20 protein-coding genes and 1 pseudogene are annotated in these 17,839 nt (G+C 30.4%); 17 read left to right on the forward strand and 4 right to left on the reverse strand.

Annotated elements, in window-relative coordinates; translation table 11 throughout:
* Positions 1–114: 114 nt before the first annotated feature.
* Complete coding sequence (locus tag ACFWTK_RS12915) at positions 115–429, forward strand: hypothetical protein (protein WP_415876366.1); 315 nt, start codon at positions 115–117, stop codon at positions 427–429.
* A gap of 4 nt (positions 430–433) precedes the next feature.
* Positions 434–1,642 (forward strand): hypothetical protein, encoded by a 1,209-nt coding sequence (locus ACFWTK_RS12920; RefSeq protein ID WP_415876367.1) that lies wholly within the window; start codon positions 434–436, stop codon positions 1,640–1,642.
* Positions 1,643–1,830: 188 nt separating this feature from the next.
* Here the strand turns inward: ACFWTK_RS12920 and ACFWTK_RS12925 are convergent, their stop codons facing one another.
* The 3 genes from ACFWTK_RS12925 to ACFWTK_RS12935 form a co-directional block, all read right to left on the reverse strand.
* The gene (locus tag ACFWTK_RS12925) at positions 1,831–3,234 is read right to left on the reverse strand and encodes a PTS fructose transporter subunit IIC (protein WP_415876368.1); all 1,404 of its coding nucleotides are present in this window, start codon (positions 3,232–3,234) and stop codon (positions 1,831–1,833) included.
* 19 nt (positions 3,235–3,253) lie between these two features.
* Positions 3,254–3,697, reverse strand: a complete 444-nt coding sequence (locus ACFWTK_RS12930; RefSeq protein WP_415876369.1) for a PTS sugar transporter subunit IIA — start codon at positions 3,695–3,697, stop codon at positions 3,254–3,256.
* 126 nt (positions 3,698–3,823) lie between these two features.
* Positions 3,824–4,594: a DeoR/GlpR family DNA-binding transcription regulator gene (locus ACFWTK_RS12935; RefSeq protein WP_415876370.1), complete on the reverse strand. Its 771-nt coding sequence runs from the start codon at positions 4,592–4,594 to the stop codon at positions 3,824–3,826.
* Between the two features lie 311 nt (positions 4,595–4,905).
* On the opposite strand from ACFWTK_RS12935, the gene ACFWTK_RS12940 reads away from it, so the two are divergent.
* The 9 genes and pseudogenes from ACFWTK_RS12940 to ACFWTK_RS12980 all read left to right on the forward strand — a co-directional run bounded on the left by ACFWTK_RS12940 (position 4,906) and on the right by ACFWTK_RS12980 (position 12,241).
* Positions 4,906–5,553, forward strand: coding sequence for a hypothetical protein (locus tag ACFWTK_RS12940; protein WP_415876371.1), 648 nt, complete (start codon positions 4,906–4,908; stop codon positions 5,551–5,553).
* Positions 5,554–5,748: 195 nt separating this feature from the next.
* Positions 5,749–6,204, forward strand: a complete 456-nt coding sequence (gene tnpA, locus ACFWTK_RS12945; protein WP_415876372.1) for an IS200/IS605 family transposase — start codon at positions 5,749–5,751, stop codon at positions 6,202–6,204.
* 247 nt (positions 6,205–6,451) lie between these two features.
* Complete coding sequence (locus ACFWTK_RS12950) at positions 6,452–7,867, forward strand: cytosine permease (protein ID WP_415876373.1); 1,416 nt, start codon at positions 6,452–6,454, stop codon at positions 7,865–7,867.
* Positions 7,861–9,129 (forward strand): cytosine deaminase, encoded by a 1,269-nt coding sequence (gene codA / locus ACFWTK_RS12955; protein WP_415876374.1) that lies wholly within the window; start codon positions 7,861–7,863, stop codon positions 9,127–9,129. The genes ACFWTK_RS12950 and codA overlap by 7 nt, the downstream gene beginning before the upstream one ends.
* Positions 9,130–9,244: 115 nt before the next feature.
* Positions 9,245–10,099: a GNAT family N-acetyltransferase gene (locus ACFWTK_RS12960; protein WP_415876375.1), complete on the forward strand. Its 855-nt coding sequence runs from the start codon at positions 9,245–9,247 to the stop codon at positions 10,097–10,099.
* A 126-nt stretch (positions 10,100–10,225) separates the two neighbouring features.
* Positions 10,226–10,578: pseudogene (locus ACFWTK_RS12965) on the forward strand (HsmA family protein).
* Between the two features lie 197 nt (positions 10,579–10,775).
* The gene (locus ACFWTK_RS12970) at positions 10,776–11,069 is read left to right on the forward strand and encodes a hypothetical protein (RefSeq protein WP_415876376.1); all 294 of its coding nucleotides are present in this window, start codon (positions 10,776–10,778) and stop codon (positions 11,067–11,069) included.
* 106 nt (positions 11,070–11,175) lie between these two features.
* On the forward strand, positions 11,176–11,622 hold the full coding sequence (locus ACFWTK_RS12975; RefSeq protein ID WP_182089197.1) for an OsmC family protein: 447 nt from the start codon (positions 11,176–11,178) through the stop codon (positions 11,620–11,622).
* 130 nt (positions 11,623–11,752) lie between these two features.
* A complete protein-coding gene (locus tag ACFWTK_RS12980) occupies positions 11,753–12,241 on the forward strand; it encodes a GNAT family N-acetyltransferase (RefSeq protein WP_182089196.1) in 489 nt (162 codons plus the stop codon).
* Between the two features lie 21 nt (positions 12,242–12,262).
* Here ACFWTK_RS12980 and ACFWTK_RS12985 read toward each other — a convergent pair whose 3' ends face one another.
* The gene (locus tag ACFWTK_RS12985; protein ID WP_182089195.1) at positions 12,263–13,000 is read right to left on the reverse strand and encodes a sulfite exporter TauE/SafE family protein; all 738 of its coding nucleotides are present in this window, start codon (positions 12,998–13,000) and stop codon (positions 12,263–12,265) included.
* A 149-nt stretch (positions 13,001–13,149) separates the two neighbouring features.
* Between ACFWTK_RS12985 and ACFWTK_RS12990 the strand changes: the two genes are divergently transcribed.
* The 6 genes from ACFWTK_RS12990 to ACFWTK_RS13015 form a co-directional block, all read left to right on the forward strand.
* The gene (locus tag ACFWTK_RS12990) at positions 13,150–13,848 is read left to right on the forward strand and encodes a lantibiotic protection ABC transporter ATP-binding protein (RefSeq protein WP_415876377.1); all 699 of its coding nucleotides are present in this window, start codon (positions 13,150–13,152) and stop codon (positions 13,846–13,848) included.
* 9 nt (positions 13,849–13,857) lie between these two features.
* The gene (locus ACFWTK_RS12995) at positions 13,858–14,589 is read left to right on the forward strand and encodes a lantibiotic immunity ABC transporter MutE/EpiE family permease subunit (protein WP_182089193.1); all 732 of its coding nucleotides are present in this window, start codon (positions 13,858–13,860) and stop codon (positions 14,587–14,589) included.
* A 3-nt stretch (positions 14,590–14,592) separates the two neighbouring features.
* Positions 14,593–15,351: a lantibiotic immunity ABC transporter MutG family permease subunit gene (locus ACFWTK_RS13000; RefSeq protein ID WP_415876378.1), complete on the forward strand. Its 759-nt coding sequence runs from the start codon at positions 14,593–14,595 to the stop codon at positions 15,349–15,351.
* Positions 15,352–15,394: 43 nt separating this feature from the next.
* Entirely contained in the window at positions 15,395–16,054 is a 660-nt protein-coding gene (locus tag ACFWTK_RS13005) for a response regulator transcription factor (protein WP_182089191.1), read from the forward strand.
* Entirely contained in the window at positions 16,045–17,421 is a 1,377-nt protein-coding gene (locus ACFWTK_RS13010; RefSeq protein ID WP_415876379.1) for a sensor histidine kinase, read from the forward strand. The genes ACFWTK_RS13005 and ACFWTK_RS13010 overlap by 10 nt, the downstream gene beginning before the upstream one ends.
* Positions 17,422–17,557: 136 nt before the next feature.
* On the forward strand, positions 17,558–17,839 hold a 282-nt coding region (locus ACFWTK_RS13015; RefSeq protein WP_415876380.1), incomplete at its 3' end, for an HsmA family protein.

Consider the following 17,839-nt stretch of genomic DNA (forward strand, 5'->3'; position numbering starts at 1 on the left):
AGGAGTATAATGCAAATTAATGAAATTTTAAAAACAGAAGAATCTAAACGTAATTTTTTGATATGATTAGTATTCTTATCAAAAGCAGATGGAATTGTTGATGAATCAGAAAAGTTGTATTTCAATAATGCAGCAACTTCACTTCAAATTAGTGAAGAGTCAGTAAATGAAATTAATTCATGTTGGGAAAAGGATATAATGCCACAACTTGTATTTGAAAATAAGAAAGAAAAATTATTTTTTTTAACTCAAGCAATTCAATTATGTAATGTAGATAATGCATATACAGAAAAGGAAAAAGAATTTATACATAAAATTTCAATAGATTTAGGCGTATCTAATGATTCAGTTCAAAAAATTGAAGCCTGGGTAAAAGCAGGACTTGAGTGGCAAGCTGAAGGTAACAAGTTAATTGAATTGGAGGTATAATAATATGGGATTTGGTAAATGGTTAGTTGGTGGAGTTTGTACGGTTGGAGCAGTTATTGCAGCTCCAGTTGTTGTTCCGTTGGCAGCAGGAGCAGTTGCATCTTCTGTAGCAGCAACTGCTGTAGGTGGTGCAATGGCAACGGTTGGGGGTGCAGTTGGTACAGCAGCAGGTACCGTTGGACTTACTTCGGTTGCTACGGCTGCTGGAACAACTGCAGGTGCAACTGCAGTTGGTACAATAGCTACAGCAGGAACTGTTGGTGCAGCTACTACGAGATCTGGTGCTAAAAAAATGTTAGAAGCCAAGGAGATAGTTGAGTTGGCTGAAGGAAGATATAATAAGAAAAAACAAGAAGTTGATAAAGAAGAGAAAAAGGCTAATCAAGGGCTTGAGTATTTAGGTAAATTAAAACTTGAAGTATGGAAGAGTTTTGATGAATTTTATTGTGTTATAACAAAAATAAAAAACTGTAAGATATTAGAAGGCAAAGCTAAAGAGGAAAGTTTCAAAATTTCCAAAGAAGAGCTAGATAATCTAAGAAGTTTATCATTTGAAGCTTCTGAATTATTAAGTGCTGGTGCTGGTTCATTGGCAACAGGAGCATTAGCTGGTTTGGCGGCTTATGGTGGTACTATGGCAGTAGGAACTGCTTCTACAGGTGCAGCAATAGCAGGGCTGTCAGGAGCTGCTGCAACAAATGCGACTTTGGCTGCTCTAGGCGGTGGTTCAATAGCAACAGGAGGATTAGGCATGGCAGGTGGTACAGCAGTTCTTGGTGGAGTGATTGCAGCACCTGCATTAGCAATTGGTGGTATCTTTCTTGCAATTAAAGGTAATAATAGTATTGATAAAGCAAATGAGGTTTCAGAGAAAGCTGATAAAGCTATTGACCAAATGAATTTAAGTATTAAACTTATTAAAGATATTGATGATACTGTTGATAGCGTTTATACGGAACTTAAGTTATTAAGTGATAAGTTTAGAATAAATTTAGATAAATTAAAGAGTATTGTAAGAAAGAAACAAGATTTTCACTGCTTTAATGATTATGAAGTAAATATAACAGAAACATGTGTTTTGATAGTAAAAATCTTGAAAAAATTAACTACTACAGATTTATTAATTAAGAAGGATGGTACACAAGCTGTTAATCATGAGCAAATAGATGTTGTAGTAAATAAAGCTAAACTAACAAATATTGAATTGAGTTAGATATGAACAGCGCAACATAAATTCTATAATTTATAACAGAGAAGAAGTAGTTAATGTTATTTGGTTAATGAATTGTATTAAGTACTGTAAGAATTGAATATAATAAACAAGCTGTCTTACTTTAGAATTTACTAAAGTGAGACAGCTTTTAATTTTAATATCTTATAAATACAAATATATAATAAAATTTATTCAGTTATAGGTTTTTTAACTACTGAAAGTATAATTGCTGTTACTATGGTACCTGCTACTAAAGCAACTAAGTATCCACCAAGATTTGTTACAACATTTGGAATTGCTAAAACCCATGCTCCACCATGAGGAACTGCAAGTTTACAACCCAATATCATTGATATTGCTCCTGCAACTGCAGAACCAGCCATATTTGCAGGAATTACTCTCAATGGGTCAGCTGCTGCAAATGGTATAGCTCCTTCTGTTATAAATGATAATCCAAGTGCCCAAGCTGCTTTTCCGGCTTCTCTTTCTGCAATTGTGAATTTGTTTTTAGCCATTACTGTTGAAGCTAAAGCTATTCCAAGTGGAGGAGTCATTCCGGCTACCATAACTGCGGCCATTATTGGAGAACCACCTGCCACTATTGTACCTGTACCAAAAACATAAGCAGCTTTATTAACTGGACCGCCCATGTCAAATGCCATCATGCATCCAAGAATTAAACCAAGAACTGCTGCGTTTACACCTGATAATCCTTTTAACCAACCTAGTAAGGCTGTATTTATAGCTACGAGAGGACCACCTAAGATAAATAAATATATTAATCCCATTATTGCTACTGAAAAGAATGGTAATATTAAAACGGGCATTAAACCGTCTAGTGTTTTTGGAAGTTTAATAATTTTCTTTAAGCCTAAAACTATATAACCTGCTAAGAAACCTGTGATCAAAGCACCTAAAAATCCACTAGTACCAGCTGCTGGAGGGTTAGCTAAAAATTGTCCACTAAAAATTGTTCCACTTGCAAGAGAACCACCTACAAAACCGGCTGCAATACCTGGTCTATCAGCTATTGAATAGGCAATATATCCTGATAGAACTGGTAACATAAGAGCAAATGCTCCCTTACCTGTGTTGAACAAGGCCTCTGCAACAGTTCCTGGACAGTCAAAAACATAAATTCCACCAAGTGCGAAACCTAAAGCTATTAAAAGACCACCAGCTACAACAAATGGTAGCATGAAGGATACACCTGTCATTAAGTGTTTATACACACCTGTTTTTTCTTTTTTTTCAACTACTGGCATTTTTGTATAAGCTTTTCTTTCTTTTGGTTTAGCAGCTAAAGCCTTGTTTATAAGGCCTTTAGGATCTTTAATTGCGTCTTTAACTGAAACTTCTATCATTGGTTTGCCAACAAATCTTGATGTATCAACATTTGTATCTGCTGCAATTATAACTGCATCAGCATTTTTTAACTCCTGTTTTGTAATTACATTTTCAGCACCTACAGAACCTTGAGTTTCAACTTTTATTTCATGACCCATTTCCTTTGCTGCCATTTGAAGAGCTTCTGCTGCCATATATGTGTGAGCTATACCAGTAGGACAAGATGTTACTGCTACTAATTTCATAATCCTTCCTCCTTTTTATTTATTCAAAGACTTCTATGAATTCTTCGAAACTCTGAGATTTAAATAACTGTTCTCTTATTTCAGTATGCATAAGTTTTCTAGAAATTTCGCTTAATGCTCTTAGGTGAATATCACTTGATTCTTTTGGAACAGCAATAAGGAAAAATAGGTGAGCTGGCTTATCATCCATGGACTCATAATCAATGCCTTTATTACTTCTTCCAAAAGCTATAGCAGGTTCTTTTACGGCATTACTTTTTCCATGTGGTATTGCAATTCCCATGCCTATACCAGTTGAAAATTCTTTCTCTCTCTTTAAAACAGCTTTTCTAAATTTTTCTTTGTCGATTATTTTGCCATCATCATATAAAATTTGTATTAATTCTTTTATAACTTCATCTTTGTTGGTTGCTTTTAGATTAAAGCATACTCTGTTTTCTGAAAACATATCTTTTGTTAACATTTAAACCATCTCCTTAATTTCAAATTTAGTATCTATTAATAATTTGTTTACCTGATTTAAAGTAGAAACTTGTGTACCATATAAGATATACAAAGCTGCAATACAGGTAATTACAAATATTAAAGCTTAATCATCTTTATTAGTGTAGATTATTTCAATACCAGCATCTTCAAAGTTTTTTAAAGTTTCCCCATCTAAATCCCCGCTAGTTATTATAGAAGATATAGACTTTAAAGGGCTTATAATGGAAAAGGATACTTTATTAAATTTAGAACTATCTGCCACAACAATAACGTTATTTGATACATTCATCATAGTTTTTTTAGTTTGAGCCTCTATAAAATTGGGGGTTGTTATTCCTTCTTGTATTGATATAGCATTAGTTCCAATAAAAGCTTTATCAACTCTAAAGTTTTTTAATACATTTTCAGTTATAGGTCCAACCATAGCTCTTGTAGTAAATCTCATACTTCCACCTGTGACAATCAAATCTATATTTTCATTGTTTGATAAAACAGATGATATATCTATAGAATTTGTTATAACTGTAACTTTATGTGCGGTTATATGTTTTGCTATTTCTAAAGTTGTAGTTCCTGAGTCTAGTAAAATGGTGTCTCCATCTTTTATCATTGAAGCTGCAAGTTTTGCTATAGCAACTTTTTCATCATGACCTTCTATTTCTTTTTCTTTAAAAGAAGGTTCAAAACTAGTGCTCTGTAGGCTAACTGCACCTCCATGTGTTCTACTTAACAGACCTTTTTCATCCATCTCTTGCAGGTCTCTTCTTATAGTAGATTCAGAAACATTAAACAGTTCTGTTAAAGTAACTACTTTTAAACTACCTTGTTCTTTTAATAATTTTAATATTTTATTTTGACGTTCCTCTGCAAACATATAATTACCACTTCCGTTATAAGTATTTGTAATATATCTTTCAAAAACAATCAACCAATAATTATTTGTAAACGTTATTGACTGATTGACTTAATTATAATTCATTTACACAATGATGTCAATATAATTTTGAACGTTTTTAAATGATTTTTGACTGATTTTTGACTGATTAGTAATGGTACTGCAGCACGGTATATTTTAAGGTTAATTTAAGGTTTTAATAGTAAAATTTAGTATGTATTACATAAAAACTGATAAAATATTTGCTTTTATGTAGGTATATAAAAAATTTTAAAAGGGGGAAAATGAAAATGGTAAGTTCAATTGGACAGAGTGCTGTTGATCCAAGTGTTTGGCAGCAATATGCTTCTAGCAGCACTAGTAGTACTGAAACAAGTGAAGACACAACAGAAACAAAAAAAGTTCAGGGTAATAGACCTCCACGTCCTAAAAATGGTGGTATGAACAAAGCTGGAAAAGGGGGAAAAGGAGGACCACCACCAAAACAATCTTCTCAAAAATTAACTTCATCTCAAGAGGACACAGTAAAATCAATTCTTGAGCAATATGACAGTTCATCATTGACAGAAGATGATGCAACTTCTATAACAGAAGCAATTGCTGAGGCAGGTATAGATGAGAGTTCATCTTTAGCAGATACTATTAGTGATCTTGGTTTTGATGCTGAGACTATTAATAGCCTTAGCTCTTCAGATGATGATACTTATTCATTAAGTGATGATGATTATTATTCAAGTGATGATATGGGTGATCTTGAAACTATGGGAAACTTTAAAAGCTTAAGTTCATCTATAAGTAATGATGTAAATGATGTATCAGAGGGAAATGAAATAACGCAAATGCAGATGGCAGCACTTGTTAATGCATATCAGCAAAACCAAAATTATGGATATAATTTTGAAGATAGCAGTGAAAGCAGCTTGAATTATACTGCTTAATTACTTATAGTAACCAGCAACATGTAAAAGGATTCATGTCTTTAATGTAGACATGGATCCTTATTGTCCATTTAGAAAACCACCTGCTATGCAGGTGTGTTCAGAAGAGCTTAAGCGTTGAAAAAAAATACCTCACTTTGATAAAATAGATATGGTTTCGTCAGCCAATCTAAAATCAAAGGAGGTATTGCCCGAATGGACAATAATAGTTTATCACATACAAAGTGGAGATGTAAATATCATATAGTGTTTGCACCTAAATATAGGAGAAAAGAAATATATGGAGAAAAGAAAAAAGAAATAGGGAAAATACTGAGAACATTATGTGAATGGAAGGGGGTAGAAATAATAGAAGCAAATGCATGTAAAGATCATATACATATGCTTGTATCAATACCACCTAAAATGAGTGTATCTGGATTTGTAGGTTTCTTAAAAGGGAAAAGTAGCTTAATGATATTTGAAAAATTTGCAAATTTAAAATATAAATATGGGAATAGACATTTCTGGTGTAGAGGATTTTATGTAGATACGGTTGGAAAAAATAAAAATGCAATAAAAGAATATATAAAGAATCAACAAAATGAAGATATGATCGCAGATCAAATAAGTATTAAAGAATATATAGACCCTTTTAAGGGTAGCAAGTAACAGTTAAAATTGCGGCTGACGGGACTTTTATATGTGCCTTAAGGCATAACGCTGGTAATATGCCCTTATAGGGCTTAGGAAAAACCACCAGCTAAGCTGGTGGATATTTATTGTAATAATGTAACTATTTTATTTTTTTATAAATGCAAAACATATGAAAACCTTATTAAATTGTTAAAAGAAATATGCACATTTTGTGAAAACATGGTATAATATGATGAAAAATTAATAATTTAGGAGGTAATTGATGAATAATAATGAAACAAGTAAAAAAGTACATAAGGAATATGCCGCCCTTGAAACTGTACCAAAAAGTGAAAGAACAATAAGTTTTTTGGACATGCTTACAACATGGATAGGTGCTAACGCAAATAATGGAACTTGGTATGTTGGAGGAGTTGTAGCTGGGGCCACATTTGGCGGAGCTGCTCTAGTAACTTTAGTTTCAAATCCAATTGCATATGTGATAATGGCACTAATAGGGTTTATAGGGTATAAAGTTGGTACGTCTACTATGGCACTTACAAGACCTGCTTTTGGTGTTAGAGGAAGCTTTTTACCATCTGTGCTTAACATAACTCAATTTATTGGATGGGCAGCCGTAAATACTTTTATAGCTGCAATCTCTATAAGTTACATATTAAAAGATATGTTTGAACTTCCTGCGTATGGATCAAATGGAAGTGAAAAGACAATGCTTATAGGAATTGCAATAATGAGTATACTTCATATTGTATCTATTGCAACAGGGCATAAATCTGTAAAAATGGTAGAAAAAATAGGAGTTGTGTTTATACTGATTTTAGGAGTGTGGGAAACAGTAGTTGTTTTAAAACAAGTTCCTTTAAGCCAGATTATAGCCTGGAGACCTCCTTCAGGAAAAGTTATGGATATAGGATTAGCTTTTGATGCTATGGCTGCTTTTAGTCTTGGATGGGTTCCTGCAATTGCAGATTTTACAAGATATAGTAAGAGTAAAAAGGCATCTACAGTAGCACCTATAATTGGGGCAAATGTTGGACTGTTTTGGTTTGCTTTTGTAGGTATAATTGGAGCAATTGGTACAGCAGTTACAACAGGAGTATATGATCCTAACAATTCTGATCCAAGCACTATTGTAAGTAAGCTTGGTCTTGGAGTTATAGCACTTTTAGTTATTATATTGACAAGTACTACGGCAAATGCAATAAATCTTATGGGGGCAGGAATTTCTGTTACAAATTTGAATAAAAAGATAAAATCTCAAACAGCTCTTTTTGGAGTTACAATATTTGCAGCTATTTTAACTGTTGTTCCAATTTATGCTACTAGTTTTTTAGATTCTTTTGAAATGTTTCTTGACTATGTAGGCATGGTATTCGGACCTATTTTTGGAATTATGATAGCGGATTATTATTTGGTTAGAAAAAAACAGTATGAAGTAGAAGAATTTGATGATGAAAAAGGTGAGTATTGGTATAAGAATGGATTTAATCTTGTTACGATTAGTGTTTGGTTAATTTCAGTTATTATATTTTTAATTATAAAAAATTTGCCTATACTTACTAAAACAATAGGTGCTATTTATCCAATAATCATAATTTCGGGAACTTTATATTTTGTAAGTAGTAAAATCTTTTTCAAAAATAAGCAATCAAATAAGGAAGTGGAAGAGGTATGTTAATTAAAAATGTAAGACTTAGAAATAAAGATGGAGTATATGACATTTTAATTGAAAATGGACTCATAAAGGAGATTTCTAAAAATATAGAAAAACAAGATAAAGATATAATTGATGGAAATGGAAATTTAGCACTTCCACCTTTTGTTGAGCCCCATGTTCACCTAGATACTACACTTACTGCAGGAGAGCCAAAATGGAACATAAGCGGAACTCTTTTTGAAGGTATAGAAACTTGGGCGCTTAGAAAGAAAATGCTTACAGAAGAAGATGTTATAAAAAGAGCTACTACTGCACTTAAATGGCAGATAGCAAATGGAATACAGTATGTAAGAACTCATGTAGATGTTACAGATCCCAATCTTACAGCATTAAAAGCTTTAATTAAAGTAAGAGAGGAAATGAAAGAATTTGTGGATATACAGATAGTTGCGTTTCCCCAGGAAGGGATAAATTCTTTTCCTTCAGGATTAAAACTTTTGGAGGAATCCTTAAAGCTTGGCGCAGATGTAGTAGGGGCTATTCCACATTTTGAATTTACAAGGGAATATGGAGTAGATTCTGTAAAAAAGGCAATAGAACTTGCAGTAAAATATGATAAATTAGTTGATGTGCACTGTGATGAAATTGATGATGAACAATCTAGATTTATAGAAGTAGTTGCAGCAGAGGCATATAATCATGGAATAGGCAAAAGAGTTACAGCAAGTCATACTACAGCAATGCATTCCTATAATAATGCATATGCGTATAAACTCTTTAGACTCTTAAAAATGTCAGATATAAATTTCATATCTAATCCTATAGTAAACACTCATCTTCAGGGAAGATTTGATACTTATCCTAAGAGAAGGGGAATTACAAGAGTTAAAGAGATGATAGATGCAGATATCAATGTATGTTTTGGACATGATGATATATGTGATCCATGGTATCCGATGGGTACAGGCAATATGCTTCAGGTACTTCAAATGGGAATACACGTGTGCCAACTTATGGGCTATGATCAGATTGTAAATTCAATTGATCTTATAACAAAAAACAGTGCAAAAACAATGCATCTTGAAGATGATTATGGAATAAAGGAAGGAAATACTGCCAATCTCATTATACTAAATGGAAAAAATGAGTATGATGTTATAAGAAAGCAGTCTGAAGTATTGTATTCAATAAGAAAAGGGAAAATACTTTCAAAAACGAAACCTAAAAATACAGATATTTATATGAATGGTAAAGAAACAATTACATTTGATATAAATAAGTAATATTAATTAGTTGCAAATGAAAAAAAGAGATGAGAGCAGTTTGTGTCAAGTTAAAGCTAAGTAATTTTACAAAAATTATTTGACTATATATAATATTTTTAATTAGGAGGTAGTAATGTTTAGTTACAAAACGTTTGAAAATATAAGCATTGAAAAAATACATAATACATTTTTAGAAGCATTTTCAGATTATCAAGTAAAAATAGATTTACCTCTTTTAAAGTTTGAAAAAATGATTCAACGAAGAGGTTATGTTGTTGAAGCTTCAATAGGGGCATTTAATAATAATATATTAGTTGGATTTATTTTAAATTCAATTAGACAATGGAATGGAAAATTAACTGCCTATGACACAGGAACAGGTGTTATAAAGGCCTATAGGAAGCATGGTATAACAAGTAATATGTTTCTAAATGTCAGACAAATACTTGAAGAAATAGGAGTTGAGCAATATTTACTTGAAGTAATTCAATCAAATACATCTGCAGTTAATCTCTATAAAAAACAAGGATTTAAAATTTTAAGAAACTTTGAATGCTTTAATTTATATAAAAATATGTATAATTCTATAACAACATATAAAACTCAACATATTAATATGATTACTGAAAGTCAATGGAAAAAACTAATAAAGTTTTGGGATTTCAAGCCATCTTGGCAGAATTCCATTGATTCAATTAATGCAGTATCAAATACATTTATATATTCTATTGTAAGCATAGATGATACTATTGTTGGCTATGGAATCATTGATAAAAATACAGGAGATATTCCACAAATAGCAGTAGATAAAAATTACAGATGTAAAGGTATTGGAAGGAGTATATTTACAGATTTATTGAATAGTACAAAATCATATAATATTGGTGTTATAAACGTAGATAGTCAATGTATTTCTATGAGAAATTTCTTACTTAATTTAGGTTTTTCACAAAATCTTAAGCAATATGAAATGGTGTTGAAATTATAATATAAAAGAAATACTTATTTGCCTACTACTCATTTATATATGATTAATTGCATTTTTAAGGCTGATTTTACAAAAATCATTTGACTATTATAAGCATTGAATAAGTATTTATGCAAACAATAATATATTTTTATATCATTTGCTCTAGTTTTCTATACAATAGGTGTTGTTTCTGAAAAAATTACAGGAGTTTTAAAACCATATCATATTATATTTTTCATATTGGGCTTAATTTGTGATACAACTGGAACATCTTTAATGGCAAAGATAAGTGAAGACCCACTAGCAATTTCTTTCCACAGTGTAACAGGATTTGTGGCTATAATTTTAATGCTAATCCATACAATTTGGGCTATATATGTATTATTAAAGGGAATAGACATGAAAAAGAGACATTTCATAAATTCAGCCTATTTGTTTGGATATTATGGTTAATTCCATACTTTAGTGGAATTGTTTACGCTATGGTTATGAAGTGAATTAAATTTAAAAAATACTTTAATTTTTAAGAAGACTATTTTATACTTAAAATATGGTAATTAATAATTTTTATTCCAATTAAAATAAATTAATTTTCAATAAAAAATGTACAAGTAGTAAAAGGGAGTTATGGTCAGACTTTTATAAGTTGAACTGAATATTGTATAAGTATATAACCATATGGGGGAAAAGAAAAATGATTGAATTAAATGAAAAGATAGTTGTATCAATACTTGTAGCATGTCTTTTAACATCAATATTAAGCTTTGTACTAAATGGAGAATTCAATGGATTAGCATGTGGAGCAATAATTTATATATTGTTTTTTGACAAATCTAAAATAACAGTATATCATTATGTTTTTGCTATAAGTTTAGTTATAGGACTTCTAATAAATTTAATATGTATATTTTATAAGAATAGTTATGTTGTTAACTTTTGGTCCATAGTTATTTGTAGTGTGGAACTTTTAGCATATTTAAAAAAGTAAGTAGTTTCAATTACGTCATTGCATAGAATAATTTAAAGTGCAGATTATATAATAATTGTTTTAATTATTTAATATAAAAATTAAAGAATTTAAAGGAGAGATTAGAATGTCAATAGGAACATTTAAAGCAACAGTAAAGAAAAAAGAAGGACTAGCAGTTGAGGTTGAATCAAGAGGATTTAAAGTAAACGTTGATCAACCAGAGTCAGTAGGTGGCTCCAATACAGGAATGAATCCTGTTGAATTATTGTTAGGTAGTTTAGGTGCATGTCAAACGATTACAGCTATTTCTCTTGCATCACACTATAAAATTGATTTAAAAGACTTGTGGGTGGAACTTGAAGGGGATTTGGATTTAGATAGTCTATCTGGATCAAAACCTCAAGTAGAGAAGGGCTTTAAAAATATTAGATTTAATTTTCATGTAAAGAGTGATTCTCCAGAAAAAAAGGTTAAAGAGCTAGTTTCACATGTAGAAAAGATATGTCCTGTTTTACAGACATTGCTCAAAAATGTAAGAGTAGATAAAGCCAAAGTAACAATGGAAAATTAAAAAAGGGTGTAGAGCTATAATAGAGTATAGCCTACATCCTTTTAAATTTACTTGACCAGAATACCTCAGTAGATTATATTAATTTAAAGAGTAACAAAAATATAATATGTATTTAGAAGGAGTTTTTAAAATGTACAGTATTAGAAAAGCTACTATTTTAGATTTAGATCGTATATTTGAAATTGAAACTGCTTGTTTTCCAATAAAAGAAGCAGCAAAAAAAGAAGTTTTAAAGGAGAGAATTTTAACTTTTAAAGAAGGATTTATTGTTGCAGAAAATGAAAAGGAAATAATAGGCTTTGTAAATGGTGCAGCAACTAATAGAGATGAAATTATAGATCCTATGTTTGAAAGCATGAAAGAATACCATAATGAAAAAGGTAGCAATTTAGCTATTTATGGATTAGATGTACATCCTGATTATCAGGGAAAGGGCTATTCTAAAATTTTGATGAATGCTTTTATAGATGAAGCTAAAAAGAGCAATCGCAAAAAAGTCATTTTGACTTGTAAAGCTCATTTAATAGGTTTTTATGAAAAGTTTGGTTATAAATGTGAAGGAGTTTCAAATTCTGTACATGGTGGAGCCAAGTGGTATGATATGGCCTTAAATTTATAGATATACATAATTTAAGTGTGGTTAATTGGGCATTAGTGAATTTATTATTATCACAACACTTATAATTATAAGGAAAAAAAGTACTATTTTTTTAAAATGGCTATTTGATATTTTATTAGAAATAAAGATTCCTAAAAGAGAACCTAGCAATAAAGGAATAATATTTATAGCAAGTACAGAAAACATATATTTAGATAGCAAACCATCAAAACCAAGAGTTATTATGGTTAATATATTTTCAATAAATCCGTATACTGCAAAACTAGCTCTAAATTCATCTTTGCTATACCCCTCATTGTTTAAAAATAAGGCAATAGGGGGGCCACTTATGGAAACACTTCCATTTAAAACGCCACTTATAAAGCCTACTGAACTATAAGCAAGTTTTGCTCTTTTAAACTTAATGCTATATCCCTTTATCATAAATATAGAATTTATTAATATTAATGTTCCAACAACAAGTTTAAGTAATTCAGGGTTTACAGTAGTTAACGCATATACTCCAAGAGGGATTCCCAAGGCTCCAAATAATATCATTAACCATATTCTACCTATATCAATAAAATTTTTAGTTGAATAGGCAACTATCATGTTATTAATAAAGCTAGATATAACAATTACGGGAACTATTATTTTCATAGGTAATAGAAAACTCAATAGGGAAACGGCTATTAAAGCATAACCAAAACCAATTGCACCTTGTACAGAACTTGCAAAAAATATTATTAAAGTTGAAAGTATTACTACATATATATCCATTAATAAAAGACTCCTATTTATATAATTCTAGTATAATTTATAATTATAGCATTTATTATTTTAAATATAAACCTATATCATATTTTAGAATCCTTATAAAATCTTTAAAATTGTCCATTATTCTTAAATTGAAAGAAAGGATGATGGAAATGGAAAAATTTATTTTAAAGACAAAAAACCTATGTAAAAAGTTTAAAAGGCAAAGAGCTGTAAATAATATTTCTCTTTCTGTTAAAGAAAATTCAGTATATGGATTGCTGGGGCCAAATGGTGCAGGAAAATCTACTACACTAAAAATGATTACAGGTATACTTAAACCTACCTCTGGAGAAATCTTATTTTGTGGTCATAAATGGAGTAGAAAAGATTTAGCTTATATAGGAGCACTTATTGAATCACCACCTCTATATGAAAATTTAACAGCTAGAGAAAATTTAAAAGTAAGGACACTATTGTTAGGTATTCCAGATAAGCGTATTGATGAAGTGCTTGAGATAGTTGATTTAAAATATACAGGTAAAAAAAGAGCTAGTGAGTTTTCAATGGGTATGAAACAGAGACTTGGAATTGCTATTGCACTTTTAAATAAGCCTAAACTTTTGATATTAGACGAGCCTACTAATGGCCTTGATCCCATAGGAATTCAAGATTTGCGAAAGCTTATTTCTTCTTTTCCAAAGCAGGGAATAACGGTTATTTTATCAAGTCATATTCTATCTGAAGTAGAGCAAATTGCTGATTACATTGGAATTATTTCAAATGGAGTTTTAGGATATGAAGCTAAGATAAATCCAGAAGAGAACTTGGAAAATCTCTTTATGGAAGTAGTAAAAAAGCATAGAGGGTAGGTGAGTAAAATGATAAATTATATAAAAGCTGAAAATCTGAAATTGAAACGCACATTTACAAAAAAACTTGTTGTAATTATGCCGCTAATTAGTTTGTTAATTGCTTTGTTATCTCCAATATGGTATGAAATAAATGCATTTAACTGGTGGTACACTATTATTTTGCCAGGCTATATTGCTCTTTTATCTTTTCTAGTTCATCAAAAAGAGGAGAAAAAACTTAATTATACAGGAGTAATGTGTTTACATGTTGATTTGAAAAAGGTTTGGATGTCAAAAATACTTTTAATTGGGAAATTCATTTTTATCTCCTGCATAATACTTTCTTTAGGTATTTTACCGGGAGGAGTTATTTTCCCAATTACAAATACTATTCCTGTCACAAGGATTATAATAGCGGGGTTTGTTATTACAATAACTTCTATATGGCAGATTCCTCTTTGTCTTTTTATTGCAAAGAAAGCAGGAATTTTACCTACTATATTTATAAATACTTTATTTGGTATTGTTCTTAACCTATTTACAGTGGATAAAGGTATATGGATTGCTTGTCCTTACAGTTTCACATCAAGATTAATGGCACCTATACTTGGAATTTTGCCTAATGGTACTTTAGGGAAAGCAAATAGCCCACTTTTAAATACTAATGTGATTTTCCCGGGTGTAGTTTTATCAATTATATTATTCCTTATTCTTACATTTATTACATCATATTGGTTTAGCAATCAGGAGGTGAAATAGGTAATGGATTTATTTCGTTCAGTAAAATCTGATTTATATAAACTGCGACACACTTTAATTTTATGGATGCATATTTTAATTCCTCTTTTGTGTTCAGTGATTTTTCTGGCTTACTATTCTATTTCTAGTTGGAAAGCTAAGGACAAAGTTTCTGCCTATTTTGAATTTGTGGCAGTTACATTTCCTCTGCTTATTGGATTGATTTGCAGTATGGTTGTGTCACAGGAGGAACAAGCAGGAAACTTCCAAGAATTATTGACAGGGAGTAAGTGGAGGTGGGCTGCACTGATTAGCAAACTTATTTTATTTATTTTAGGGTCATTTTTTTTCATTTTTATAGCTTTATCTATTTTTGGAATTGGATTTCAGTATGTTTTAAATGAAAATAATTTTACACTTAGCTGCTATGTTCAAGTAGGAATTGGATTACTTTTAGGCAATATAATTTTATATATTTTACATACTTTTTTGAGCTTAAGATATGGAAAAGGTGCATCAATTGGAGGAGGAATTGTTGGAAGCTTAATCTGTGCAATTATGATTACAGGGCTTGGAGATAGAATATGGAAGGTAATACCATGGGCTTGGGCTGTAAGGTTTTGCGACTATAGTGTTTTAAGTGAAATAAATTCATCTCTTTATAATATGGTTCAAAGTGAATTAAAAGAAGGAGTTATTATTATGGCAATTGACACTTTGGTAGCACTTGTTATGATTTTAATTTGGTTTTCCTCATGGGAAGGAAGAAAGTCTTTAGAATAAGATGCAAAATCCAGTATAATTGTTTTTAAGAGAAGGTGATATTTTGGCTAAAATACTTGTTATTGATGATGAGAAAGATATTTTAACACTTATAAAAAATGTTCTTTCAAAGGATAATCATTTTGTTGTTACAGTAGATAATGCAATAAATTTATCAAGTGGAGATTTTATTGGTTATGATCTAATTTTATTAGATGTTATGATGCCAGATATAGATGGTTTTACATTATGCAAGAAAATTAGAGATATTGTTGATTGTCCAATTATTTTTCTTACTGCAAAAACTATGGAAAGTGATATTATGTTTGGGCTTGGAATTGGGGCTGATGATTATATAACAAAGCCTTTTTCTGTAGGAGAGCTTAAGGCTAGAGTAAATGCTCATATCCGCAGAGAGCAGCGTGAAAGACACAACTTTCTTGTAGTGTCAGACATAAAGTTTAATTTATTATCTAAGGAAGTTTTTGTAGATAATAAAAAAATACCTTTTACAAAAAGTGAATATGCCATATGTGAATATTTAGCTAGAAATCATGGACAAGTTTTTTCAAAAGAAAATATATATGAAGGTGTTTTTGGATATGATGGAGAAAGTAATAGTTCAGTAATTGCTGAACACATTAAAAATATTCGTGCTAAATTGGCTGTTTTTGATGTAAATCCAATAGAAACAGTTTGGGGGATTGGTTATAAGTGGCGATAAAAATAAGAAATAAAGTTGTTACATTAAAAACAGTATTTATCAGATATTTATTTTCATTAATAGCTGCATTTTTTATAGTAATTGTTTTTATTATATTCTTTGTAGAATTAGCGATGAAAACGCAATTTTTATATCCAGCAAATTATTCTGAAAATATTATAAGAAAAGAAAAGGCTATTTTATCATCTTCTTTAGAGATTAAGGAAAGCATGATTCCAAAAGGATGCTCATTTGCAGTCTTTGATAAAAAATTTAATGTTATAAAGACAAATATGAACAAAGATAATTTATCTGAAGCACTATCATATGCAAAAGGAGATTTTAGTGTAGATGTAGGTCCAAAACAGTACTACTTTATTGAAAGACAAGATGGTTACTGCGTTTTACAATACTATGTGCAGATGAGCTATAATTCGGACTGGTTAAATGAAAAATTTCCCAAACCTGAATATTTTATATATACCATTCTTGTTTTAGGTTGCCTTGTATCTACCATAGTTGTTACAGCTATTTTTGCTAAAAAGTTAAAAATTCATCTAGTCCCTTTAATGAAAGCTACTGAAAAAATTAAAGAGCAGGATTTGAATTTTGATGTTGCTAGCTCTAGAATAAAGGAGTTTAATGATGTACTATTGTCAATTTCTGAAATGAAAACTGAACTTAAAAAATCACTGGAAGAGCAGTGGAATTTAGAACAAGCAAGAAGAGAGCAAATATCTGCATTGACTCATGACATTAAAACACCACTTACTATAGTAAAAGGTAATACTGAACTTTTGTGTGATACAAATCTAAATAAAGAGCAGCAAAGTTACACAAATTTTATTTTAAAAAATACCAACCGAATTGAACAGTACATATTATTACTTACAAAAATCTCTAAAACAGAATCTGAAATATCACTTGTTTTAAAGAAAACTAATGTGGAAGAATTCATTAAAGAGGTTTATAGTGAACTAATGGCTCTTGCAGCTTCAAAACATATAAAGACTGAATGTATAAAAGAAAACATTCCTAAGGAAAGTACATTAGATGAAAAACTGCTTCTTAGATGTCTTATGAATGTTATGTCAAATGCAGTAGATTATACACCTAATGGAGGATTAATAAAATTTCATATATTAGGTAATGATAAAAAACTTAAATTTATAGTTACAGATACAGGTAAAGGATTTACAAAAGAAGGTTTAAATTCAGCTTCAAAACAATTTTATATGGGTGATACAAGTAGAAATTCAAAAAAGCATTTTGGTATGGGACTTTATATAGCGGATTCCATTGCTAAATTGCATAATGGAAGGTTGATTTTAGAAAATGCATCTAATGCAGGCGGTGGTAAAGTAACTATAGAAATTGCTTTAATGTAAAAAAATCAAATATAAAATTTTTTGTTAAATTACTCCTTGATATATATTGACAGTATTGAATAGGTATTCACGCATAAAATAAATATAATTATTTATCTAAAATAGATTTTTAAACATCAAGGAGGAGAGTAAAACTATGCTGCTACTTTATGCAATTATTTTTATATCATCTGCTCTAGTTTTTTATACAATAGGTGTTATTTCTGAAAAAATTACAGGAGTTTTAAAATCATACAATGTTATATTTTTTATATTAGGATTAATTTGTGATACAACAGGGACATCTTTAATGTCAAAGATAAGTGAAGATCCACTAGCAATTTCCTTTCACAGTGCAACAGGACTTGCGGCTATAATTTTAATGCTAATTCATACAATATGGGCTATATATGTCTTAGTAAAGGGGAATAGGCATCAA

The organism is Clostridium sp. (genome assembly GCF_047777555.1).
In the GTDB taxonomy this organism is placed as follows: Bacteria; Bacillota; Clostridia; order Clostridiales; family Clostridiaceae; genus Clostridium_H.